Source organism: Burkholderia sp. HAN2018 (assembly GCF_024704855.1).
Lineage (GTDB): Bacteria > Pseudomonadota > Gammaproteobacteria > Burkholderiales > Burkholderiaceae > Burkholderia > Burkholderia cepacia.
This window is the reverse complement of sequence record NZ_QOBB01000112.1, coordinates 1-22,995: the sequence shown is the minus strand read 5'-3', so window position 1 is coordinate 22,995 and position 22,995 is coordinate 1. Positions and strand designations below refer to the sequence as shown.

19 protein-coding genes are annotated in these 22,995 nt (G+C 67.4%); 10 read left to right on the top strand and 9 right to left on the bottom strand.

Annotation, left to right across the window (positions count from 1 at the left end; all coding sequences use genetic code 11):
* Positions 1 to 3,989, top strand: a 3,989-nt coding sequence (locus tag DPV74_RS24855; RefSeq protein WP_119338147.1) for a bifunctional nitrate reductase/sulfite reductase flavoprotein subunit alpha, incomplete at its 5' end; no start/stop codon positions are given.
* Positions 3,990 to 4,179: 190 nt separating this feature from the next.
* On the opposite strand, the gene DPV74_RS24850 is transcribed toward DPV74_RS24855, so the two are convergent.
* Together DPV74_RS24850 and DPV74_RS24845 are read right to left on the bottom strand one after the other, a co-directional pair.
* A complete protein-coding gene (locus DPV74_RS24850; protein ID WP_060206691.1) occupies positions 4,180 to 4,956 on the bottom strand; it encodes an SDR family oxidoreductase in 777 nt (258 codons plus the stop codon).
* 4 nt (positions 4,957 to 4,960) lie between these two features.
* Positions 4,961 to 5,398 (bottom strand): heme-binding protein, encoded by a 438-nt coding sequence (locus DPV74_RS24845; RefSeq protein ID WP_060206690.1) that lies wholly within the window; start codon positions 5,396 to 5,398, stop codon positions 4,961 to 4,963.
* A 96-nt stretch (positions 5,399 to 5,494) separates the two neighbouring features.
* Between DPV74_RS24845 and DPV74_RS24840 the strand changes: the two genes are divergently transcribed.
* The 7 genes from DPV74_RS24840 to DPV74_RS24815 all read left to right on the top strand — a co-directional run bounded on the left by DPV74_RS24840 (position 5,495) and on the right by DPV74_RS24815 (position 13,524).
* Positions 5,495 to 6,409, top strand: a complete 915-nt coding sequence (locus tag DPV74_RS24840; protein WP_119338150.1) for a LysR family transcriptional regulator — start codon at positions 5,495 to 5,497, stop codon at positions 6,407 to 6,409.
* A gap of 79 nt (positions 6,410 to 6,488) precedes the next feature.
* Positions 6,489 to 6,923 carry a hypothetical protein gene (locus DPV74_RS24835; RefSeq protein WP_119338146.1) on the top strand — a complete coding sequence of 145 codons (435 nt, stop codon included), beginning with the start codon at positions 6,489 to 6,491 and terminating at the stop codon, positions 6,921 to 6,923.
* Positions 6,924 to 7,323: 400 nt separating this feature from the next.
* Positions 7,324 to 7,476 carry a hypothetical protein gene (locus tag DPV74_RS42170; RefSeq protein WP_220091928.1) on the top strand — a complete coding sequence of 51 codons (153 nt, stop codon included), beginning with the start codon at positions 7,324 to 7,326 and terminating at the stop codon, positions 7,474 to 7,476.
* Between the two features lie 416 nt (positions 7,477 to 7,892).
* Positions 7,893 to 8,315: a hypothetical protein gene (locus tag DPV74_RS24830; protein WP_124840467.1), complete on the top strand. Its 423-nt coding sequence runs from the start codon at positions 7,893 to 7,895 to the stop codon at positions 8,313 to 8,315.
* A gap of 192 nt (positions 8,316 to 8,507) precedes the next feature.
* The gene (locus DPV74_RS24825) at positions 8,508 to 9,113 is read left to right on the top strand and encodes a hypothetical protein (protein WP_060170621.1); all 606 of its coding nucleotides are present in this window, start codon (positions 8,508 to 8,510) and stop codon (positions 9,111 to 9,113) included.
* Positions 9,114 to 9,652: 539 nt separating this feature from the next.
* Entirely contained in the window at positions 9,653 to 12,247 is a 2,595-nt protein-coding gene (gene mprF / locus DPV74_RS24820) for a bifunctional lysylphosphatidylglycerol flippase/synthetase MprF (RefSeq protein ID WP_060085407.1), read from the top strand.
* Positions 12,244 to 13,524: a virulence factor family protein gene (locus DPV74_RS24815; protein ID WP_059697369.1), complete on the top strand. Its 1,281-nt coding sequence runs from the start codon at positions 12,244 to 12,246 to the stop codon at positions 13,522 to 13,524. Before mprF ends, DPV74_RS24815 begins: the two co-directional genes overlap by 4 nt.
* 78 nt (positions 13,525 to 13,602) lie before the next feature.
* Here DPV74_RS24815 and DPV74_RS24810 read toward each other — a convergent pair whose 3' ends face one another.
* From DPV74_RS24810 to uxuA, 6 genes are all read right to left on the bottom strand, one after another.
* Positions 13,603 to 14,034, bottom strand: coding sequence for a DUF934 domain-containing protein (locus DPV74_RS24810; protein ID WP_119338145.1), 432 nt, complete (start codon positions 14,032 to 14,034; stop codon positions 13,603 to 13,605).
* Positions 14,031 to 15,815 carry a nitrite/sulfite reductase gene (locus DPV74_RS24805; RefSeq protein WP_119338144.1) on the bottom strand — a complete coding sequence of 595 codons (1,785 nt, stop codon included), beginning with the start codon at positions 15,813 to 15,815 and terminating at the stop codon, positions 14,031 to 14,033. The genes DPV74_RS24810 and DPV74_RS24805 overlap by 4 nt, the downstream gene beginning before the upstream one ends.
* Positions 15,816 to 16,031: 216 nt before the next feature.
* Complete coding sequence (locus DPV74_RS24800; RefSeq protein WP_119338143.1) at positions 16,032 to 16,427, bottom strand: hypothetical protein; 396 nt, start codon at positions 16,425 to 16,427, stop codon at positions 16,032 to 16,034.
* A 91-nt stretch (positions 16,428 to 16,518) separates the two neighbouring features.
* Positions 16,519 to 17,952 carry a PLP-dependent aminotransferase family protein gene (locus DPV74_RS24795; protein WP_119338142.1) on the bottom strand — a complete coding sequence of 478 codons (1,434 nt, stop codon included), beginning with the start codon at positions 17,950 to 17,952 and terminating at the stop codon, positions 16,519 to 16,521.
* A gap of 129 nt (positions 17,953 to 18,081) precedes the next feature.
* A complete protein-coding gene (locus DPV74_RS24790; RefSeq protein ID WP_027791793.1) occupies positions 18,082 to 19,392 on the bottom strand; it encodes an MFS transporter in 1,311 nt (436 codons plus the stop codon).
* A 71-nt stretch (positions 19,393 to 19,463) separates the two neighbouring features.
* Positions 19,464 to 20,528: a mannonate dehydratase gene (gene uxuA / locus DPV74_RS24785; protein WP_205571940.1), complete on the bottom strand. Its 1,065-nt coding sequence runs from the start codon at positions 20,526 to 20,528 to the stop codon at positions 19,464 to 19,466.
* Between the two features lie 267 nt (positions 20,529 to 20,795).
* Here uxuA and DPV74_RS24780 point away from each other — a divergent pair, with 267 nt between their 5' ends.
* A complete protein-coding gene (locus tag DPV74_RS24780) occupies positions 20,796 to 21,518 on the top strand; it encodes a FadR/GntR family transcriptional regulator (protein ID WP_060319714.1) in 723 nt (240 codons plus the stop codon).
* Positions 21,519 to 21,590: 72 nt separating this feature from the next.
* On the opposite strand, the gene DPV74_RS24775 is transcribed toward DPV74_RS24780, so the two are convergent.
* The gene (locus DPV74_RS24775; protein ID WP_059697363.1) at positions 21,591 to 22,322 is read right to left on the bottom strand and encodes a GntR family transcriptional regulator; all 732 of its coding nucleotides are present in this window, start codon (positions 22,320 to 22,322) and stop codon (positions 21,591 to 21,593) included.
* A gap of 232 nt (positions 22,323 to 22,554) precedes the next feature.
* On the opposite strand from DPV74_RS24775, the gene DPV74_RS24770 reads away from it, so the two are divergent.
* A partial coding sequence (locus tag DPV74_RS24770) for an MFS transporter (protein ID WP_119338148.1) occupies positions 22,555 to 22,995 on the top strand: 441 nt, incomplete at its 3' end.

Genomic DNA, 22,995 nt, shown 5'->3' with positions numbered 1-22,995 from the left:
GCCGCGCGCGCGAGGACGACCTCGTGCCGCTGCCGGCGCGCGACGCGATCGCCGACACCGCGCGCCGCCTGCGCGCGGTGCTCGATGCGCACGGGCCGGACGCGCTGTCGTTCTACGTGTCGGGGCAGATGTCGATCGAGGCGCAATACCTCGTCAACAAGCTCGCGAAGGGTTTCGTCGGCACCCACAACATCGAGTCGAACTCGCGCCTCTGCATGGCGAGCGCGAGCACCGGCTACAAGCAGTCGCTCGGCGCGGACGGCCCGCCCGGGTCGTACCAGGACTTCGATCGCGCGAACCTGTTCTTCGTGATCGGCGCGAACATGGCCGACTGCCATCCGATCCTGTTCCTGCGGATGATGGACCGCGTGAAGGCCGGCGCGAAGCTGATCGTCGTCGATCCGCGCCGCACCGGCACCGCCGACAAGGCCGACCTGTTCCTGCAGATCCGGCCGGGCACCGATCTCGCGCTGACCAACGGGCTGCTGCACCTGCTGCATGCGAACGGCCGCACCGACGGCGCGTTCATCGACGCGTACACCGAAGGCTGGGACGCGATGCCCGCGTTCCTCGCCGACTACACGCCCGGGCGCGTGGCTGAAATCACGGGGCTCGCGGAAGCCGACCTGCGCACGGCCGCGCAATGGATCGGCGATGCGCAGGAATGGATGAGCTGCTGGACGATGGGGCTCAACCAGAGCACGCACGGCGTGTGGAACACCAACGCGATCTGCAACCTGCATCTCGCGACGGGCAGGATCTGCCGCGCCGGCAGCGGGCCGTTCTCGCTGACGGGCCAGCCGAACGCGATGGGCGGGCGCGAGATGGGCTACATGGGCCCCGGCCTGCCGGGCCAGCGCTCGGTGGCGTCCGACGACGATCGCCGTTTCGTCGAGCAGCTGTGGCGCGTGCCGGCCGGCACGCTGCGCAAGGAAACCGGCAACGGCACCGTCGACCTGTTCGAGCGGATGGCGGCCGGCGACATCAAGGCATGCTGGATCATCTGCACGAACCCGGTCGCCACGGTGCCGAACCGGCAGAACGTGATCGCCGGATTGCAGGCCGCGGAACTCGTGATCGCACAGGACGCGTTCCTCGATACCGAGACCAACCGCTACGCGGACATCCTGCTGCCTGGCGCGCTGTGGGCCGAGGGCGACGGCGTGATGATCAACTCCGAGCGCAACATGACGCTGATGCGCGCGGCGGTCGCGCCGCCGGGCGACGCGCTGCCCGACTGGCGCATCGTCGCGGAAGTCGCGCGCGCGATGGGGTTCGGCGATGCGTTCGACTATGCGTCGGCGGCCGACGTGTTCGACGAGATCGTCCGCTTCTCGAATCCGGCGACGGGCTACGACCTGCGCGGCGCGAGCCATGCGGCGCTGCGCGACGGGCCCGTGCAGTGGCCGGTCGCGCCGGGCACCGCGCGCGAGCGGCACCCGATCCGCTACCTGAACGACGGCGTGAGCCAGCCGCTGCGCCCGGCTGCCGACGGCGACGACGCGCCGCGCATCGCGTTCCCGACGCCGTCGGGCAAGGCGCGCTTCTTCGCCCGGCCGCACGTCGATCCGGCCGAATTGCCCGACGACACGTTCCCGATCGTGCTGAACACGGGGCGGCTGCAGCATCAGTGGCACACGATGACGAAGACGGGCAAGGTCGCGATGCTGAACAAGCTGAACCCGCGCCCGTTCGTCGAGCTGCATCCGGACGACGCGAGCGCGCTCGGCATCGCCGCGAAGGACAGCGTCGAGATCCGCTCGGCGCGCGGCCGCGCGGTGCTGCCGGCCGTCTTGACCGAGCGCGTGCGGCGCGGCGACTGCTTCGCGCCGATGCACTGGAACGACGTGTACGGCGACGACCTGTGCATCAACGCGGTGACGAACGACGCGATCGATCCCGAATCGCAGCAACCCGAACTGAAATACTGCGCGGTCGCGCTGCGGCGCGTCGAGACCGCTGCGTTCGCGTCCGCCGACGACCGGACGGCGCAACCCGATGCCCGCGCCGACGACGCATGGCCCGCGTCGGCGACGGTGCAGGCGACTGCTTCACAGGAATCCGACATGGCAGACATCGACACTTTCGCGGCCGCGCTCGGCGTCGCCGACTTCGCGCCGCCGCCGTTGACGGACACCGAACGGCTGTATGTGGCCGGGTTCGTCAGCGGGCTGAAGGCAAGCGCCGGGCGGCGCGAGGGCGGCGTGCCGGTGCTGCCGGCCGGCGCGCCGCTCACGCCGCCGGTGCGGTTCTGGCTCGACGGGATGCTCGCGGGGTTGTTCAGCCGCTCGCTGCCAGCGAGCTTGCCGGGCGCCGCGGCCCCCGCGCTGCCGGCCGATGCCGCCGCGTCCGGCGGCGTGCGGATCGTGCGCACGCGGCCGAAGGTCGTGCTGCTGTGGGCGTCGCAGACCGGCAACATCGAATCGTTGACCGAGGATTACGCGACGCAGCTGATGAACGCGGGCTTCGAGATCCGCACCGCGTGCATGTCCGACTATCCGGTGGCGTCGCTCGCCGGTGCGCAATACGTGCTGCTGATGACGAGCACGTTCGGCGACGGCGACGCGCCCGACAACGGCAGCGAATTCTGGGAAGCGCTGCAGGCCGGCAGCGCCGCGCGCCTCGACGGCGTGCACTTCGCGGTGCTCGCGTTCGGCGACCGCAACTACGACCAGTTCTGCGGCCATGGCCGCCGGCTCGACGCGCGGCTCGCGGAACTCGGCGCGGCACGCCTGTGTGCGCGCGTCGATTGCGACGTCGAATTCCAGCGCGAGGCCGACCAGTGGCTCGAACGCGTCGTCGCGCGGATCAAGGAGGCCGATGCCGCGCTGCACGCGGTGCCGTCCGGCGGCCTGGGCCCGTCGGGGCTGCTGCCGACGAAGGCGCATCCGGCGCCGTCGAAGCTCGTCGCGAACCTGCGGCTCAACCGTCCGGGCGCGGCGAAGGACACGCGCTACGTGTCGCTGTCGACCGAAGGCGCGAACCTCGAATACGAAACCGGCGACGCGCTCGGCGTGTGGCCGACCAACTGCCCGGAACTGGTGGACGAGCTGCTGTCCGTCACCGCGCTGAAGGCCGATGCACCCGTGTCGGTGGCGGGTGTCGGCGACGTGCGCCTCGGCGACGCACTCGCGCGTCATTTCGACATCACGCGCCCGCATCCGGACACGCTCGCGTTCATCGCGTCGCGCAGCGCGAACGGCGCGCTGAAGTCGCTGCTCGGCGACGACCGCAAGGGCGACCTGAAGCAATGGTTGTGGGGGCAACAACTCGCGGACGTGCTGCACGAGTTTCCGGTCGAGCTGTCGGGCAACGAACTCGTCGGGATGCTGAAGCGCATGCAGCCGCGTCTTTATTCGATTGCGTCGAGCCCGAGCGCGCACCCGGGCGAGATCCACCTGACCGTGTCGGCCGTGCGCTATCACAACGGCCGGCGCGCGCGCAAAGGTGTCGCGTCGACGTTCCTCGCCGATCGAGCGGACGACGGCCGCGTGCCCGTGTTCGTGCAGAAATCCGCGCATTTCCGGCCGCCGGTGAACGGCGACGTGCCGATCGTGATGGTCGGCCCGGGCACCGGCGTCGCGCCGTTCCGCGGTTTCCTGCACGAACGGCAGGCGCGCGGCGCGCGCGGGCGCAACTGGCTGTTCTTCGGCGAACAGCATGCGCAGACGGACTTCTACTACGGCGACGAGCTGGGCGCGATGCGCGACAGCGGTTTCCTGACGCGGCTCGACCTCGCGTTCTCGCGCGACCAGGCCGACAAGATCTACGTGCAGGACCGGATGCGCGAGCAGGGCGCCGAGCTGTTCGCGTGGCTGGAGGAAGGCGCGCACTTCTACGTGTGCGGCGACGCCGCGCGGATGGCGAAGGACGTCGATGCCGCGCTGAGGGCCGTCGTCGCCGAGCACGGCGGCATGTCGGACGAAGCCGCGAACGACTACGTCGCGCGGCTCGCGAAGGCGCGCCGCTACGTGCGGGACGTGTACTGACCGCGAGCGGTGCGGTGCGACGCGGCCCGCCGGTTTGCGGGCCCGGCTCCGGGCGACGCGTCGGCCTGCGACGAGCCGCGCCGGGCCGTCCGTCGGGAAGGCCGTCGACGACGAACGTCGCACGCGACAGGCCGGGCGGCGGGCACGGCGTTCCTGCATGGCATGAACCGCCGGCTGCCGCCGGTTTGCGTTACTGCTGACGCTCCCACGCGCGCGCCTGTTCGGCACGGACGAACGTTTCCGACGACCGCGGCAGCAGGTTGCGGAACGCGCCGCCGTCGCCGTCGATCACGTCGACCATCTTCGCGATCATCTCTTCCGGATCGTGCTGTTCGAGCGGGAACGTCAGTCGCTCGGGCGTCACCGTGTGGACGGCCGGATCGTGCCAGCGCCGCGTCGTCTCCATCATCCGGTCGTTGAAACCCGTGCTGTACGGGCCGGGGTTCACGACCGCGACACGGATTCCGTGCGGCGCCAGCTCCGCGTGCATCGCCTCGGCGATCGATTCGACCGCGTGCTTCGACGCGCAATAGGCGCCCGTGAACGGCCCGGTGATCAGGCCCGCGATCGACGACACGAACACGATCTTGCCGTGCCGGCGCGCGAGCATCCCGCGCGCGATGTGCTGCGTGAGTTCGAGCGGCCCGAACACGTTGACGTCGAACAGGTCGCGGACGATCCCGACCGGCAGGTCGACGAGCGCGCCGGCTTCGCCGACGCCCGCGTTGTTCACGAGCACGTCGACGTCCAGCTCGGCCGCGCGGGCGCGATCGTCGGCCGACGTGACATCGAGCTTGATGGCGCGCAGCGTGGTGCCGCGTTGCGCGGCGGCGTCCGTCAGTGCGTCGATCTCGACGGTGACGCGCACGCCGGCCGTCACGTCGTGGCCGCGTTCGGCGAGCCGCAGCGCCACTTCACGGCCGAAGCCGGTGCCTGCGCCGGTAATGAGGATGCGTTTCCGTGCCATGTGCTTACCTTGTGGTGGGAAGGGTTGCCTGAAAGCGGTCGCGGCCGTGCCGGGCGATCGCGGTGTCTTCGTCGACGCTGCCGCCCGATACGCCGATGGCGCCGACGCAGCGTCCGCTGCCGTCGACGAGCGGTTCGCCGCCGCCGAACGTGACGAGCCCGCCGTGGCTGTGCTCGATTCCGCGCAGCGGCCCGTCGCCCGACATCGCACCGAGCGCGCCGGTCGATATGCGGAAGCGGACCGCCGTCAGCGCCTTGCGCTGCGCGAGATCGATCGCGCCGAGGAAACAGTCGTCGGTACGCGCGAACGCGAGCAGGTTCGCGCCGGCATCGACGATTGCGATGGCGACGCCGGCGACCTGCAGCGACGCGGCATGCGCGAGTGCAGATTCGATCGTACGGTGGGCGGCTGCGAGCGGCAGCGCGGCGGTGAGCGGGTCCATGCGAGGCTCCGGTGGGACGACAGGCCCCAGTGTAGGCAGGTGCGGTATATGGGAGAATCCGCATTCCGCTCGAAAGAGTTTCAAGTTTTTCTAATGATGAGCCGACGCGATCCGATGGCCGGGCTGCACGTGTTCATGACGGTCGCGACGGCCGGCAACTTCACGCGGGCGGCTGCCGCGCTCGGCCTGACGCCGGCTGCCGTCAGCCTCGCGATCGGGCAGCTCGAGGGCGAGCTGAACGTGAAGCTGTTCAATCGCAGCACGCGCGGCGTGAGCCTGACGGAGGCCGGGCAGCACTACTGGCGGCAGACCGAGCCCGCGTACCGGCAGGTCGTGCACGCGCGCGACGCGCTGAGGGATGCGCGCAGCGAGCCGAGCGGCGTGTTGCGCGTCACTGCGCTGCCGCTGGCGCGCACGCTCGTGATCGCGCCGGTGCTGGCTTCATTCCGCGAGCGTTATCCGAAAGTGCGGCTCGAGATCCGCTACGAGAACGAACTCGTCGACATCGCGAAGGACGGGTTCGATGCGGGGATTCGCCTTGCCGACCGGCTGCAGCCGGGGACGATCGGCGTGCGGATCGCGCCGGCGCTTTCGTGCGCGCTGGTCGCGTCGCCCGGTTATCTGGCGCGGTACGGCACGCCGGCGTCGATCGCGGCGCTCGAACGTCACGCATGTATCCGCTTCCGGTTTTCGGAGAGCGGGCGGCTGCACAAATGGCTGCTGCACGACGGGCGCCGCGATGTCGATCTCGATCCGGAAGGCGTATTCGTGACGAACGATGCCGATGCGGTGATCGACGCGGCGCGTGCCGGTGTCGGGATCGCGTTTGCGTTCATGCGCGAGCGCATCGAACAGGACTTGCGCGACGGCACGCTCGTCGAGGTGTTGCCGGGCGCGTGCCGGACGCTGCCGCCGATGTGGCTGTATTACGTGAATCGCAAGCACGTGCCGGCGAAGCTGCGCGCATTCATTGACGTGCTGGGGGAGCGCGACGGCGCAAGCGCGGCGTAAGCGTTGCGCCGGCTGCCTGCGGCGATTTGCCCGGCAGCGCATGATGGCGGCTCCAGCCACGAAACGATGGAATCGCGTCATGACGGCATCTCTTCATTTTCCGGTTCGTACTTTGGCCATTGCCGCGGCGCTGGTGGCGGCCGTGACCAGCAGCGCGCCGGCCATCGGCCAGACATCGACCGTACCCGCTGGTTCGGCTGCGGCGACGCCCGACAATGCGGTGCTGCTCACCGTCTTCCTGAAACACGATCAGTCGCGTCCGCTCGCCGAGCTGGACGCGCAATTGGCGAAGCAGGGGTTCTACAAGGCGTTTCCGCCGCCGGGCGTCGAAGTGGTGAGCTGGACCGTGACGATGGGGATCGGGCAGATCGTCGTGTTGCGGTTGCCGGCATCGCGGGTGCGCGAGGTCAATCGGGTGCTCGAAGACACGGCGTGGGGTGCGTATCGGACGGAGTTCTATCCGACTTACGACTACAAGGCGATCGGGTTGGGGGAGCATGAGCGGGCGAAGTGAGGTTGCGCGCACGTGCTGCATGGTCCCGTAAGAATGCAAGCAGAGGCCGAATAGCCCGATGAGGCTATTTGCCGGCAACATATCTTGACTGTTTCCCGATTATCGATATGCAGTGCCGTATTGGACGGATTCTTGTCAGTGGCGAGGTAAATTGCGAACCAATACTGGAGAATTTGATTTAATCACCATTCAAATGGGGTGAATTAATATGAGATAGTGCAGGGATAAGAAATATCCTAAAAGTGCATTACTCCAAATCCTTAAAATACTTGTCAATTGTTGACATTCGTCCTATGGTTTGCTGACGATTGCTTTGCTACTGTTCATCGGTCTGAAAGAAATCAAACAAAGAGCGATGAACTAAAAGGCCTACCGCCTGGTGTATTCCAGACTCTTGGGAATGGCGGTGGCCGTCGAAGAGACGGCTACTGCTTCGGGGAAAACAGCTTCCGGCGAGCGCCGTGCCGGCCGGAGTGCGCTCGGCGGTTCGGGCTGGCTGATCGCGGCCGCATCGCTGGCCGGCGCGCCTTCGCACGCACGGCGCAGATTGTGACGACGCCGGACGCGCCCACCCACGTGACCCGGACGCAGAACGGCTTACCGCAGGTGACTATCGCCAGGCTGATTCAGGGACAACTTGAGCAGAGCTTTCTCACGGTGTCGTCGAGCTCCGCTTGGGAGCTGAGGAGGTCGATTAATGAGAGGTTGATTGTTGCTAGAGGGGGGGATTTCCTATGTTGCAACCAATGACGTGTGGATTTCTTTGGATACTCTATTCCAGAGCATGAGGAAGATATCGGTGCTAGATCGCGATCTTTTTTGATGTGCGTCATGCTGGAATTGGTTGGATCGGTCTGGGTGGGGATGAATGTTGGGTGTGGTTTTTGGTTTTTTACTGATTTGGTTTTTTGATATGTCTGGGTCTGGTGATGGTATGAGTAAATTCGGAAAGGTAGATCGGGAATTATCATGAGAGAATTCTCGGAAATTGATTACCAGAGGCAACTTATCGTATCTGGAATTGATGATTTTTCTCCTAATGCTGCGCTTCCCCATGTGTTTGGTGGCCAGTTCGGTTCGAGTCCTGAGAAATGGCGGGCGGCTGTTGTTGAGTTCCTGTGTATTAACGTTCGGGTGGGTTTGCTGGAGTGTGTGAACCGAAAGGAGATGTCGGGTGAAAATGGTGAGGTTTTGTTGCGGAGGTTGCTGAGTTTTGGTGATAAAGAAAGAAGCATGGATGTTGAATTGGTATGGAGCATTTTATATTTCAGTTCGACTCCAAAGATGGATGGAATATTGCAGTCGTTGGGTTTGAATTCTTGGGATGCACTCAATCAAGGCGTGAGTCGGCAGTTTTTTGAGATTTTGAGGGGGTTATATTTTAGGGTTTGAGTGGTTGGTGTGGTGATGTGTAGTGTCTGTTGTGACGTTCGGCTTCCAGCTGACGGCGCAGTTTTGACGGCGCCGGCTATGTGAAGGAAAGCTGGCGTAGCCCGCCAAGTGGGGAATGGGCTGCATCGATCAAGAGGGCATGCGGCATCAATAATTAGCAATATTTAATAAATAAGAGAGAAGCAAATGAAAATGAATCGACTGTATGCGGCAACCGTGATCGGAGCGGCGGTATTGCTGGCGGGATGTGGCGGTGGAGATGGTGACGGTAGCGGTGCCAAGGCAACCGGTAACACCAGTAACAGCAACAACGGCTCGACCGGTTCGGCGACCGATACCACGTCGACCGATCAAACCGCCACATTCAAGTGTCCGAGTGGCTACAAGTCGATACAGGTGACGAAGAGCACGATCCCGAATGCAACGATGACGCTCGTGACCGACGATGGCGTGGCGACGTATACGTTCAAGACGCCGCAGGACGGCGTGGTTCGTGACGGGACGGTGTGTCTGGGCAAGCCCGATCCGGTTCCCGCAGGCGTGCAGGCCGATGTGATCTACGAGATCAAGACGTATGGCGGCTTCTACGAAATGTCCGACCGGAAACTGACCCTGAACTTCACGTCGAACCTCATTCCCGATCCGTCCCCGCCGGTGATTGAGCTGGCGGACGTATCGAGCGGGACGGTCACGTACAAGCCGGCTATTCAGGGGAGCCTCATTTCAACTCCGCCGAATTTCAGCCTGAGTGTCTATCCGAACGCTCCGGGTTTGTATGTGGTGCGCCTGAAACGATAAGCACCGTGCCCGGCCATGGCGAGCGTTCCGTGCCGTCAGACCGACGACTTGGCGCGTTGAGCCGCGGCCGTCATGGCGAGCACTGCTTCTTTGGTATCGGGTCGCCCAGGCATCCTTGCGCGCTTGGGCGGCGAAGGGCCAGCAAGATATGACAAGCTGGCCGAAAGCATTTGACCCCATTCAAAGAAGGCCGCCCGGCCTTGCGAATTCGTGCTCGTCGCGGCGCTCCGCCCGGCAGATTTCTCCCAAATGCATCACAAGTCATTCATCCGATGAAAAATCCCCGCCGGTTCCCGGTATGATGCGCACCTTGCGTTTGTCGAACGCCCTATTTTTGATGCATTTTTGATGGGCGAGGCCCCACAAAACCGCACAATCCGAAGCTGAAAGATTCTGTAATATAAATTCCGTATACTCGTAAGTTCTGATCCAGGCGCCGCCTGCCATTTCTTCGGCCGACCGCCCACGCAGAACAACCAGATACGTCGCCGCCTGGCCGTCTTGCGCCGCGACACGCTATGCACCACCACTGAACATCTATGTCTTCCCGCCACTCTGGTTCGCCCGGCCGCGCCGCGGCGGTGATCGCCCGTGTCCGGGCGCTGATCCGCAACGAGCGTGTGCTGTCGCCGCTGCTCGCGCTCGGCATCGGCCTGCTGCTGATCGTGGTTTTCCAGCACCTGTCGGAATCCGTCGACTACCGGTCGGTGATCCGCGAGTTGCGTCACATGTCCGTCGGCGAGTGGGGCGCATCGCTGGCCGCGACGGCCCTCAGTTATCTCGCGCTCGTCGCCCGCGATGCGGTCGGCCTGCGTTATGTCGCCGCGAAGGTGCCGCGCGTCGCGTTGTGGATCGGCGCGATCGCCGGGTCCGCGCTCGGTAACGCGACCGGCTTCGGCGCACTGACGGGCGGCGCGGTCCGCGCACGCGTGTACGGCGTGTCGGGCGTCACGCCCGCGCAGATCGGCCGGATGACGGTGTTCACGAGCGGCACGCTGGCGCTCGCGATGGTGTTGATGGCGGCGGTCGGCATGGTCTGCGTGCCGGAGGCGCTCGCCGCGATGCTGCACGTCGCGCCCGGCGTGCTGACGTGGACTGGCGCCGCGCTGCTCGTGGTGCTGGCCGCGATGGTCGCGATGTGCGGCAGCACGGCGCGCCCGGTCGTCACGCGTTTCAAGTGGCTGTCGTTCGACGTGCCGGCGCGGCGCGATCTCGTCGCGCAGGTCGTCTATGCGATCCTCGACGTCGTCGCCGCGGGCCTGACGCTGTGGGTGCTGCTGCCGGCCGCGCCGGTCGGCTTCCCGACCTTCATCACGGTGTATGCGGCCGCGCTGCTGCTCGGGATGATCGGCCATACGCCGGGCGGGATCGGCGTGTTCGAAGCCGCGATGGTCTTCACGCTCGGTCGCGAAGTGCCCCCGCACGCGATGGTCGCCGCGCTCATCGCGTATCGCGCAATCTACTTCGGCGTGCCGCTCGTGCTGTCGGCCGGCCTGCTGGCCGGTTTCGAGGGCCGTGCGCTGCGCCGCCGGCTCGTCACGCGGCAGGCCGTGCGCGTGTCGCAGCTCGCGCCGGTGTTTCTGAGCCTCGTGACGTTCGCGGTCGGTAGCATGCTGGTGATCTCGAGCGCGACGCCCGCGTTCTGGCACCGGATCGCGATCCTGCGCCACCTCGTGCCGCTGTGGGTGCTCGAAGGCTCGCAGGTGATCTGCAGCGTGCTCGGCGTCGCGCTGCTGTTCGTCGCGCGCGGGCTGCTGCGCCGCCTCGACGGTGCGTGGTGGATGACCTTCGCGCTGACGCTCGCAAGCCTCGCGCTGTCGCTCGCGAAAGGCCTCGCGTTCGTCGAGGCCGGCGTGCTCGGCACGCTGCTGGTGCTGCTGCTCGTCAGCCGCCGCCGTTTCAACCGCCATTCGTCGCTGCTCGCGGAGCGCTTCACGGTGAGCTGGTTCGTGTCGGTGGCGATGGTGCTGATGCTGGCGGTGTGGGTGCTGTTCTTCGCGTTCCGCGACGTGCCGTACACGCGCGAGCTGTGGTCGCACTTCTCGTTCGACGCGCGTGCGCCGCGTGCGCTGCGCGCGACGCTCGCAGCCGGCGTGTTCGTCGCGCTGTTCGCGCTGTGGCAACTGCTGCGCCCGGCGCCCGGCCGTTTCGTGAAGCCCGCGGCGCAGGACCTGTCGGATGCCGAACGGATCATCCGCGCGCAGGAATGCAGCGATGCGGGCCTCGCGCTGATGGGCGACAAGTCGTTCCTGTTCTCCGAATCGCGCCAGGCGTTCCTGATGTACGCGAAGTACGGCCGCACGTGGGCCGCGCTGCACGACCCGGTCGGGCCGCGCGAGGAATGGCCTGCGCTGATCGGCAAGTTCATCGCGCTCGCGCACGCGCACAGCGGTCGTGCGGCGTTCTACCAGGTGCGCGCCAACGCGCTGCCGCTGTATCTCGACGCGGGGCTCACGCTGATGAAGCTCGGCGAGGAAGCGCATATCGCGCTCGACCAGTTCGACCTGAAGGGTTCGAACCGGTCGCACCTGCGCTACGCGCTGCGCCGTGGCGACAAGGATGCGCTGACGGTCGAGGTGATCGCACCGCCCGACGTGCCGGCCACGCTGCCGGCCTTGCGCGACATCTCCGACGGCTGGCTCGACAGCCGCGACGCGCGTGAGAAGAGCTTCTCGGTGGCGGCGTTCCACGACGGCTATCTGGCGACGCAGTCGGTGATGCTCGTGCGGCAGGCCGACAAGCCGATCGCATTCGTCACGTTCATGACGACCGACCTCAACACCGAGGCGACGGTCGGCGTGATGCGGCACCTGCCGGACGCATCGCCGTACGCGATGGAATATCTGTTTACGCAGCTCGCGCTGCATCTGAAGGAAGCGGGCTTCCGCAAGCTGAGCCTGGGCATCGCGCCGTTCTCGGGGATGGGGGCGGCGAAGATGCCGTCGCCGTGGCACCGGGTCGGCCTGATGGTCTGGCGCTTCGGCGGCCGCTTCTACAACTTCCGCGGCTTGCGCGCATTCAAGAGCAAGTTCGAACCGCACTGGGAGCCGCGTTATCTCGCGGCCTCGGGCTCGGTCGGCGTGTTCGTCACGCTCGCGGACCTGTCATTGCTGGCTGGAGGTCGGCGTTCATGATGTTGAAGAAGGGAATCGCGCGGGCGGCAGCCGCCTGCGCGGGAATGATGCTGGCCGGCGCCGCGTGCGCCACGCAGCCGGCCGCGGTGAAAGCCGAAACCGTATCGGGCGGCCGCTACGGGCCCGTGACCGTGACCAAGCCCGGCGGGCCGCTGCGCGGCTTCGTCGTGCTGTTCTCGCGCGAGGCCGGCTGGAGTGCGGCCGACCAGCAGGCCGCCGATGCGCTCGCGAAAGCCGGTGCGATGACGGTCGGCGTCGATTCGGAGCGTTACGCGACGAATCTCGCCGCGAAGCAGGAGACCTGCCACCACCTCGACGGCGACGCCGAAGCGGTCAGCCACCAGCTCGAACGCCTCGCGCAATCGTCGCGCTATTTCACGCCGATCGTCGCGGGCGTGGGCCAGGGCGGCGCGATCGCGAAGCAGATCCTGTCGATGGCGCCGGAGAACACGATCGCCGGCGTCGTATCGGTCGGTCCGGCGGCCAGGCTCGATCCGCGCTTCAAGCCGTGCCCGCCCGATCCGACGATCGTGCGCCGCGCGATGCCGGGTTTCGTCGAAACGGCGGCCGCGGGCGATTCCGCGAAGCTCGTGTCGCTCGTCACGTCGCACCTGCGGGACACCACCAGCAGCGACGAACTCGACGTGTCGGATCTGCCGCTCGTCGAGCTGCCGGCCAAGGGCGGCAACGGCCAGCTCGCGATCGTGATCTCGGGCGACGGCGGCTGGCGGGATCTCGACAAGACGATCGCCGAGGCGCTGCAGCGTGACGGCGTGTCGGTGGTCGGCATCGACAGCCTGCGCTATTTCTGGAGCGAGAAGCCGCCGGCGCAGGTGAGCCGCGATCTCGCGCGCGTGATGCGCACCTACATGGCGCGCTGGCATGCGAATCGCGTGGCGCTGGTCGGCTACTCGTTCGGTGCCGACGTGATGCCGTTCGCGTACAACCGGCTGCCGGCCGACCTGCGCGACAAGGTCGCCGTGATGTCGCTGCTCGGCTTCGCGCCGGCCGCCGATTTCCAGATCCGCGTGACGGGCTGGCTCGGCATGCCCGCGAGCGACAAGGCGCTGAAGGTCGCGCCGGAAATCGCGAAGGTGCCGCCGCAGCTCGTGCAGTGCTTCTATGGCGCGGAGGAGAAGGACACGATGTGTCCGGCGCTCGTGAACACGGGCGCCGACGTGATCAAGACGCAGGGCGATCACCACTTCGGCCGCGACTACATCGCGCTCGAGAAGAAGATTCTCGGCGCGTTCGGCAAGCCGGTGGCGGCGCGCTGAACGCCGGCGCCCGCTTCGCGGCGGGCGCCGGCCGGACCTTTCCGGTTCTTCGTAGGGGCGGCCAGCGTGCCGCCCGTTTCATTTTGCGGCGGGCGTTGCCGCGTTCTGCTGCGGCATCGTCGTTCTCGCATCGCGCTGATAGAAGCCCGGGAACCGGTCGAGCTGCCGCTGCGCGGCCGTGATGTCCGTGCCGTCGCCGAGCACCGCGCTCGAAAACCCGGTGCGCTCCATCAGCAGCAACTGGTCGACCAGCACGTCGCCGGTCGCGCGCAGGTCGCCGGTGAAGCCGTAGCGCTTGCGCAGCAGGTACGCCTGGCTGTATGCACGGCCATCGGTGAACGACGGAAACTGCAGGTCGATGCGCGCGGCCTGTGCGATTTGCGCGGCAAGCGGCGGCAGTTCCTCGTCGTTGCCGATCGTCAGCGTCGCGGCGTCGTGCCGCTGCGTATCGGCGGCATGTTCGACCGGCGTCAGCAGCCGGATGCGTTCGGTCGGGTGTTCTGGCTTCATGCGGGCTCCACCTGATGGCGCGCGTTGTTCGCCGCGGCCTTGAAGGGTTCCGTGCCGATGCGGCGTACGGTGTCGATGAACCGTTCGCTGCGGCCGTCGTTGTCGATCCGCGCGTCGAGGTACGCGTTGACGATCGCTTCGACGACATCGACGATCTCGTCCGCCGAAAACGACGGGCCGATCACCTTGCCCGGCCGCGCCGGGCCGCTCGCGGTCGAGCCGTCCGAGCCGCCGAGCGTGACCTGGTACCACTCGGCGCCGTCCTTGTCGACGCCGAGGATGCCGAGGTGGCCGCTGTGATGATGGCCGCACGAGTTGATGCAGCCGCTGATGTGCAGGTCGATGTCGCCGACGTCGTGCAGCATGTCGAGATCCTGGAAGCGCTCGGCGATCGCGTCGGCGATCGGGATCGAGCGTGCGTTCGCCAGCGCGCAGAAGTCACCGCCGGGGCACGCGATCATGTCCGTCAGGAGTCCGACGTTCGCGCTGGCAAGCCCGATCGCGCGGGCGTTTTCCCACAGCGGGAACAGGTCGTCGACATGCACCCATGGCAGCACGACGTTCTGCGTGTGCGTGACGCGCGCCTCGCCGGCCGAGAAGCGGTCGGCGAGATCGGCGAGCGCATCGAGCTGGTCCGGCGATGCGTCGCCCGGTGCCTGCAGGCGGCGCTTGAACGACAGCGTGACGATGCGCAGCGCCGGGTCGCGGTGATCGGCGACATTGCGTGCGAGCCAGCGCGCGAAGGCCGGATGGTGTGCCGCCTGGGCCGACACGCGCAGGTTCGCGTCGCGCAGGCTGACCGTGCGCGGCTTGAGGCACGGTGCGACGAACGACGCGGCGACGCGGTCGAACTCGACCTGGGCGATCGTGTGCAGCCCGCCGTCGTGTTCGACGATCTGGCGGAACTCTTCCTCGACGTCGTCGATGTAGCGTTGCCCCTCGGTCTTGACGAGGATCTTGATGCGCGCCTTGTACTTGTTGTCGCGCCGTCCGTAGCGGTTGTACACGCGGACGATCGCCTCGATGTAGTTCATCACGTGCTGCCAGGGCAGGAACGCGCGCAGCAGCGTCGCGATCGTCGGCGTACGGCCCATCCCGCCGCCCACGCTCACGCGAAAGCCGAGTGCGCCCGTATCGTCGCGCACGAGCTTGAGGCCGACGTCGTGCCAGTCGGTCGCGGCGCGATCCTCGGCCGCCCCGGTGATCGCGATCTTGAACTTGCGCGGCAGGAACGCGAATTCGGGGTGCAGCGTCGTCCACTGGCGCATCACCTCGGCGAACGGGCGCGGATCGGCGATCTCGTCCGGCGCGACGCCGGCGCGCTCGTCGCACGAAATATTGCGGATGCAGTTGCCGCTCGTCTGGATGCCGTGCATGTCGACGGTCGCGAGCAGGTCCATCACGTCGGCGGCCCTGGCGAGCGGAATCCAGTTGAACTGCACGTTGGTGCGCGTCGTGAAATGCGCGCTGCGGGTCGGCAGGCGCAGCGTGCCGAGCAGGGCCTGCGCGTCGCATGCGGCGCGGTAGGTGGCGTCGTCGGGCACATCGTAGTCGCGCGCGATCCGCGCGAGCACGCGCAGCTGCGCGCTGGACAGTTCGCCATAGGGCACGGCCACGCGCAGCATCGGCGCGTGGCGCTGCACGTACCAGCCGTTCTGCAGGCGCAGCGGCCGGAACGCGTCTTCGCTCAGCGTGCCGAGCTGCCAGCGCTCGAGCTGGTCGCGAAACTGGGCGGCGCGGCTGTGCACGAGCGCCCGGTCGAAAACGGTATATCGATACATGACGGGATACGCGAGAGGAGCCACGGCACGATGCGCACGGCTCGGGAGGGCGTTGCGACGGGTGTCAGGCAACCGGAGACAGCGTAGGGAACGCGGGGCGGCGGGACAAGCAGCAGATCGGGACGAAAAGGGCGCAGCAGATGGCCGGCGAGAGGCCGGTGCAGGCCGGTGCCGGCCGGCGCGGGCCGGGCATGCGTGCATGCCCGTGACGGGTGCTTACGCGTCGGCGTCGACGACGAGCGCCGGATCGAGCGCGCGGATGCGCTGGTCGATGAAGTAGCCGCCGCCTTCCTGGTAGCGCAGGAACAGCCGGCCGCACGCGCGGCAGCGGCTTACGGTGCAGCGGTTGTACGGGAAGTGGCGCAGTGCGATCGGCGCGTCGTCCGACGCGTAGCGCGTGCCGGCCGGATGATATTCGGTGTAGGTCGGCTCAGCCTCCCCGGGCGGCGTGAGCGTGGCGACTTCGGTCAGTTGCGCGTCCTGCAGCGACAGCGGCAAGGTCGTCCATCCGGCGAGCGGCGTTTTCGTGCAGGTGCACGGCTGCGTGACGTGCGCTGCTTCGGTGGCCAGTTTCAACAGCGCGTCGTGATCGAGGTAGGGCAGTTGACTCATGGGAAGTCATGAAGGGGCGGCGGGATCAGCACTGTAACCCGCGCACGGGTTGCGTGCAGGGTCGTGACGCAGGCGGCGCACCGTGCGCGCTTCAAGCGCCCTTGCGGACCGACGGCTGCGCGACCAGTTCGCCGAGCACGCGGATCGCGCGTTCGATGTCGCGGCTCCACGGATGGCCGAAGTTCACGCGCACGCAACGTTCGAAGCCGTGCGCGGCCGAAAACAGCGGCCCCGGCGCGAAACTGATCCCGCGTGCGATCGCCTGGCGATGCAGCTCCATCGCGTCGATCGCGTCGGGAAACGCGAGCCACAGAAAATAGCCGCCTTCGGGCCGCACCCACTCGACGCCGGCCGGCAGCCAGCGGCGCAGCGCGTCGTCCATCCGGTCGAGCTGCGTGTGCAGCGCGCCGCGCAGCTTGCGCAAGTGCCGGTCGTAGCCGCCGTGCTCGAGATAGTTCGCGATGCCGGCCTGCGCGGGAATGCTGGCCGACAGCGTCGTCATCAGCTTGAGCCGCTGCACCTTCTCCGCGAACCGGCCGGCGGCGGCCCAGCCGATCCGGTAGCCGGGCGCGAGCGTCTTCGAGAACGAACTGCAGTGCATCACGAGGCCGTGCCGATCGAACGCGCGCGCGGGCAGCGGGTAGTCGGGGCCGAAATGCAGCTCGCCGTATACGTCGTCCTCGATCAGCGGCACGTCGCGCGCGGCGAGCAATTCGACGAGCGCACGCTTTTTTTCGGTGGACAGCGTGACCCCGGTCGGATTCTGGAAATTGGTCATGAACCAGCACGCGCGAATGTCGTGCCGGTCGAGCGCGTTCGCGAGCGCATCGAGATCGAGGCCCGTGCGCGGATCGACGGGAATCTCGACCGCGCGCAGGTCGAGCCGTTCGATCGCCTGCAGCGCCGCATAGAAGCCGGGCGCTTCGACGGCCACGACGTCGCCGGGCCGCGTGACGGCCATCAGGCACAGGTTCAGCGCTTCGAGCGCGCCGTTCGTGACGACGATCTCGTCGATGGGCTGCGAGATGCCCGTCGCGAGATAGCGCCGGGCGATCTGCTGGCGCAGCGCCTCGTTGCCGGGCGGCAGGTCGACGACCGTGCTCCACGGGCTGACGAGCCGCGTGGCCTGCGCGAGCGATTTCGCGAGGCGCGGCAACGGAAACAGTTGCGGCGACGGGAATGCGGAGCCGAGCGGCACGATGCCGGGCTGCGTGGCTGCGTCGAGGACGGAGAATACGAGGCTGCTGATGTCGACCTTGCGCGTGGCGCCGGCCTGTTTCGCGCGGCGTGTGGGCGCCGGGCCTGCCTCCGGCGTTGCGCCCGGCGCGACGTAGTAGCCCGAGCGTTCGCGCGCACGGATCAGCCCCCACTGTTCGAGCAGGTAGTACGCGCGAAACACCGTCGACTGGCTCACGCCGTGCTGCGCGATGATCTGCCGCAGCGACGGCAGGCGCGTGCCGACGGCGAGGTTGCCGTTGCGGATGTCGTCGGCGATCGTATGGGCGAGGGTTTCGTAGCGTTTCATCGGCGAGGGTGGCGCGCGCCGTCGCCGCGCGCGGGCCGGACTGGCGCCGCGCCGGCGGGCGCGGCTCATTGTCCGATGCGCGGCCCGAAAAGGAAAGTGCACGCGTGCCGGCCGCGCGTTCTCGCCGCGTCAGGCTGCGTTCGGCTCCACGTTCCGCCGGTTCGCACCGCCGCGCAGCGGCGGCAGCGGCTCGACCTTGCCGACGATGAACAGGTACGACAGCGCGCCGACCACGCACAACGCACCGGCCACCGCGAGCGGCACGACGAACGAGCCCTTCGTGATCGACAGCATCACGCCCGTGAACGTCGTGATGAAGATCCCCGCGAGATTGCCCGCGAAATTCTGGATGCCGCCGAGCGACGCGACATGCGCCGGCGTCGGCGCGACTTCGCCGACGAGCGTCCATACGTTGGCGCCCGCGAACGACAGGCTGGCATACGCGAGCGCGAACAGCGCAAGGCACGCCCAGACGTTCTCGACAAAGGCCGACAGCGCGATCGACGAAGACAGCAGCATCCCGAGCACGAGGCAGGTCTTGCGCGCGGCGGTCGCGCTCCAGCCGCGGCGGAACAGGCTGTCCGACACGTAGCCGCCGAGCCAGCCGCCCGGAATCGCGAGCAGCGCGGGCAGCATGCCCCACGTGCCGAGCGACGCGAGCGAGAAGCCGCGCGACTGCAGCAGGTAGCTCGGGAACCACGTGATGAAGAAGTAGATCGCGAAGTTCAGGCAGAACAGGCCGATCATCATGCCCCACACGGTGCGATAGCGGAACAGGTCGAGCCACGACACCTTCGGGCCGTCGGTTGCGGCCGCAACGGCCGGTGCGCCGCGCTGCGCGAGCAGGGCATCGACGGCATCGGGCGCGATCGCGCGATAGCGTTCCGGGTCGCGATAGACGAACCACCACGCCAGCGCCCACACGATGCCGATGCCGCCCGTGATCACGAACGACCCGCGCCAGCCGACGATCGAGATCAGCCACGCGACGAGCGGCAGCGACAGCGCGGAGCCGACGCGCGAGCCGCTGTCGAAGATGCTGCTCGCGAGTCCGCGTTCGCTGCGCGGGAACCAGTTGAACGCGACCTTCGCGAACGACGGGATCGCAGCCGCTTCGCCGACGCCGAGCATCAGCCGCACGCCGACGAGTTGCGCGAGGCCGCGTGCGGCGCCCGTCGCGACGGTGAACACCGACCACCAGCCGACCGCGAGCGCGAGGCTCACGCGCACGCCGACCTTGTCGATGAACCAGCCGGCCGGCAACTGCAGGAACGCGTAGGTCCAGAAGAACGCGCTCAGCACGAGCCCCATGCCGACCGCGTCGAGGCCGAGGTCGGCGCGGATGCTGGGCGCCGCGATCGCGAGGTTCGCGCGATCGATGAAGTTGATGACGTTGGCCAGGAAGCACATCAGGATCATGGCCCATCGGATGCGTGGCATGGGGTGTCTCCGTGCGGAATGTCGTGACGGGCGGCCGGCGATCCGCTGCGCCGGCCGCCGCGATGGGCGGGTTATCGGGTGACTGGCGACGGCGTGCGGTCGAACTTCGCGAGCGCTTCCCACAGGCCGTTCAGGTAGACCGCGCCGAGCGCGCGGTCGTAGAGGCCGTAGCCGGGCTTGCCCGTCTCGCCCCAGATCATCCGGCCGTGGTCGGGGCGCACGTAGCCGGTGAAGCCGGTGTCGTGGTACGCCTTCACGATTGCGGCGATGTCAAGCGAGCCGCAGCTCGACAGGTGTGCGGTTTCCTCGAAATCGCCGTTCGCATCGACCTTCACGTTGCGGATATGCGCGAAATGGATGCGGCCCATCGCGCCGAACTCGCGCACGAGCGCTTCGACATCGTTCTGCGGGCCCGCGCCGAGCGAGCCCGAGCACAGCGTCAGCCCGTTCGCGGGCGTGTCGACGATGCGCACGATCCGTGCGAGATCGTCGCGGTTCTTCACGATGCGCGGCAGCCCGAAGATCGGGCGCGGCGGATCGTCGGGGTGGATCGCCATCTTCACGCCGGCTTCCTCGGCGACCGGGACGATCGCCTTCAGGAAGTATTCGAGGTTCGCCCACAGCGCCGCCTCGTCGACGTCGCGATACTCGGCCAGCAGCGCCCGCAACTGTTCGGGCTGGTAGCTCGAATCCCAGCCCGGCAGCGCGATGCCGTCGTCCGGATCGATCCGGTCGACCGCGTCGGTGCTGAACGCGAGGCAGGTCGAGCCGTCGTCGAGCGTCTTCGACAGCTCGGTGCGCGTCCAGTCGAAGACAGGCATGAAGTTGTAGCAGATGACGCGGACACCGGCCGCGCCGAGGTGGCGAATCGTCTGACGGTAGTTGTCGATCAGGCGGTCGCGGCTCGGCTTGCCGAGCTTGATGTCCTCATGCACCGGCACCGATTCGACGACTTCGAACTGCAGGCCGGCGCGTTCGATCGTTGCCTTCAGCGCGTCGATCTTGTGCGCGGGCCAGACTTCGCCCACCGGTTCGTCGTAGATCGCCGACACGATATGCGTGACGCCCGGGATCTGGCGGATGTATTGCAGCGAGACCGGATCGGACTCGCCGTACCAACGGAAAGACATCTTCACTGGAGCGGCTCCTGGCTGGCGGTTGATGCATCGGGCGGACGGGCGGCGGCGTGCCGGCCCGTCTCCGGTGTGCGGATTATGATTGGTATGCCAGTTATGCGGGATAGTGGTTTGCCAGTTGTCGGGATCGCAACCGGCGGCATGACGCTTCGGCGCGAACCCCGGCGCGTCGGCCAATACGTCGAACCGGACGCGGGCCGAAATTGGTGTACCATTTTGCCGATCCGGCGCCGCGACGGCGCCGGCCAGCCTGTTGCGAGCCTTTCGATGACCGATCTTTCCAGCCAGCCAGCCAGCCGCGATGCCGATGCCGCGGACCGCTCCTATATCGGCCTCGCGCGGCAGATTCACGCGATGGTGGCTGCCGGTGCGTTCGAGGCCGGCGCGCGGCTGCCGTCCGAGCGCAGCCTGGCCGACCAGTTCGGCGTGAGCCGCACGCAGGTGCGCGAGGCGATCATCGCGCTCGAGGTGCAGGGGATCGTCGAGGTGCGGATCGGTTCGGGCATCTACGTATCGGCGGCCGATGCCGCGCGGCCGGTGACGTTCGAGGTGCCGCGCGGCCCCGGGCCGATCGAGACGCTGCGCGCACGCGGGTTGATCGAGGCGGAAGTCGCCGCGCTCGCGGCGACCGAACGCAAGGATGCGGATCTCGACCGGCTGTTCTTCTCGCTGACGACGATGCGCGAACAGATGGACAACAAGGCCGCGTACGACGCGGCCGATCGCCAGTTCCACCTGCGCATCGCGGAGTCGACCGGCAACACGGTACTGCTGCACATGGTCACCGCGATGTGGGACTGCGCGCGCAGCGATCCGCTGTGGGACAAGATCGAGGAGCACTTTCACTCGAGCGCGCTGCGCGAGGCATCGCAGGAGGATCACCAGCGGATCTTCGCGGCGATCATGGCGCGCGATGCGGGAGGGGCCCGCGACGCGATGCGCGCGCACCTGTCGCGCGTGATCGCGGAGTTCACGCAAGCGTGGCGCTAGCGCGCCGGCAGCAGGCGAGCGGTGCGACAGGCCCGCTGCCGCGGGCCGCGTTTCAGGCCGCCGCTACCACCATCAAAGCCCTTCGAACAACGCGACATGCTCGTCATACGCGCGCTGCTGCCGTGCGTACGCATCGTCGAGATGCTCGTGCAGTGCGCGCTCGGCCGCATCGGCGTCGTGCCGCTCGAGCGCGTCGAGCACTTTCTGATGCTGCGCAAGCGTGACCTCGCCGACGATCGGATCGCGCACGGTCACGTGCCGCACACGGTCGATCGGCGCGCGCACGATCTCGACGAGCTGCTGCACGCGCGGTAGCCGGGCGGCCGCGCTGACGGTTGCATGAAACGCGTTGTCGCACGCGATCGCCGCGACCGCGTTGCCGCGTTCGATCGCGCGCCGGTGCGCATCCTGGATGTCGTGGAGCTGTTCGAGCTCGCGCGCGCTGATGACTTCGGCCGCGCGGCGGATCGCGGCCGTTTCCAGCACCTTGCGGATCAGCGCGCTCTCGACGAACTGCTCGCGCTTCACGGGCGCGACGAAGGTGCCCGATTGCGCGGCGATCAGCACGAGCTCCTCGCGTGCAAGCTGCAGCAGCGCCTCGCGCACGGGCGTGCGCGACACGCCGAGCGCCTCCGCGATCGCGCGCTCGTAGATCACGTCGTTCGGAAGCAGCGTCATCGTCACGATCGCGTCGCGCAACAGCGCGTGAATCTGCACGGACAGGGCCTGCGAGCGGTCCAGCGTGAATTCGGCTGGGATCAGGCGGGCGATGAAGGTGTCCTGGGTGGTGCGTTCTGACTTCATGAATGGGCTAGAGGGTGGCAGGCGACCGGCGTCCTCGGTGGGTGCCGGTCGATCAGTATATTAGTGCGCATACCGATTTCGGCGGATCGGTGGCGGATTCTCGATCGATCGATTCCGGGGTTTACCCCCGTATCGGCACCGGAAGGTATCTCTATAATCGCCAACTAATATATTAGTTGGCCAACGCTTCGAAGAAAGCGTGACCGGCGACCCATTCCCACTGGAGACACGTATGCACCTCGAAGACTCAGCCGGACCCCGCCCGACGGCCCATGCCTCGACCGCCGCGCCGACGGCCGTGCGCTGGCGGATTTTCTGGCTGCTGTTGTTGCTGTCGTCGATCAACTACATCGACCGCGCGTCGCTGTCCGTCGCGCTGCCGATCATCTCGACCGAATTCAGCCTGTCGCCCGCGATGGAAGGCGTGCTGCTCAGCGCGTTCTTCTGGACGTACGCGCTGATGCAGATCCCGAGCGGGCTGCTGGTCGACCGCTTCAAGGCGCGCACCATCGTCGGCCTCGCGACGATCGGCTGGGGCGCATGTCAGGCCGTCGCGGCCGCGTGCTTCAGTTGGGTGCCGCTGCTGCTGACGCGGCTCGGACTCGGCATCGCCGAATCGCCGATCATGCCGGCCGGCGCGAAGCTCGCGGGTACGTGGCTCACGCCGGCCGAG

Coding starts and splice junctions, on each gene's coding strand:
- DPV74_RS24825 (WP_060170621.1), top strand. CDS start 8,508: ATGAATCGACTGTATGCGGCAACCGTGATCGGAGCGGCGGTATTGCTG.
- DPV74_RS42170 (WP_220091928.1), top strand. CDS start 7,324: ATGGCGGTGGCCGTCGAAGAGACGGCTACTGCTTCGGGGAAAACAGCT.
- DPV74_RS24835 (WP_119338146.1), top strand. CDS start 6,489: ATGACGGCATCTCTTCATTTTCCGGTTCGTACTTTGGCCATTGCCGCG.
- DPV74_RS24805 (WP_119338144.1), bottom strand. CDS start 15,815: ATGTATCGATATACCGTTTTCGACCGGGCGCTCGTGCACAGCCGCGCC.
- DPV74_RS24775 (WP_059697363.1), bottom strand. CDS start 22,322: ATGAAGTCAGAACGCACCACCCAGGACACCTTCATCGCCCGCCTGATC.
- DPV74_RS24790 (WP_027791793.1), bottom strand. CDS start 19,392: ATGCCACGCATCCGATGGGCCATGATCCTGATGTGCTTCCTGGCCAAC.
- DPV74_RS24815 (WP_059697369.1), top strand. CDS start 12,244: ATGATGTTGAAGAAGGGAATCGCGCGGGCGGCAGCCGCCTGCGCGGGA.
- DPV74_RS24830 (WP_124840467.1), top strand. CDS start 7,893: ATGAGAGAATTCTCGGAAATTGATTACCAGAGGCAACTTATCGTATCT.
- DPV74_RS24780 (WP_060319714.1), top strand. CDS start 20,796: ATGACCGATCTTTCCAGCCAGCCAGCCAGCCGCGATGCCGATGCCGCG.
- DPV74_RS24795 (WP_119338142.1), bottom strand. CDS start 17,952: ATGAAACGCTACGAAACCCTCGCCCATACGATCGCCGACGACATCCGC.
- DPV74_RS24840 (WP_119338150.1), top strand. CDS start 5,495: ATGAGCCGACGCGATCCGATGGCCGGGCTGCACGTGTTCATGACGGTC.
- DPV74_RS24850 (WP_060206691.1), bottom strand. CDS start 4,956: ATGGCACGGAAACGCATCCTCATTACCGGCGCAGGCACCGGCTTCGGC.
- DPV74_RS24800 (WP_119338143.1), bottom strand. CDS start 16,427: ATGAGTCAACTGCCCTACCTCGATCACGACGCGCTGTTGAAACTGGCC.
- DPV74_RS24810 (WP_119338145.1), bottom strand. CDS start 14,034: ATGAAGCCAGAACACCCGACCGAACGCATCCGGCTGCTGACGCCGGTC.
- mprF (WP_060085407.1), top strand. CDS start 9,653: ATGTCTTCCCGCCACTCTGGTTCGCCCGGCCGCGCCGCGGCGGTGATC.
- DPV74_RS24845 (WP_060206690.1), bottom strand. CDS start 5,398: ATGGACCCGCTCACCGCCGCGCTGCCGCTCGCAGCCGCCCACCGTACG.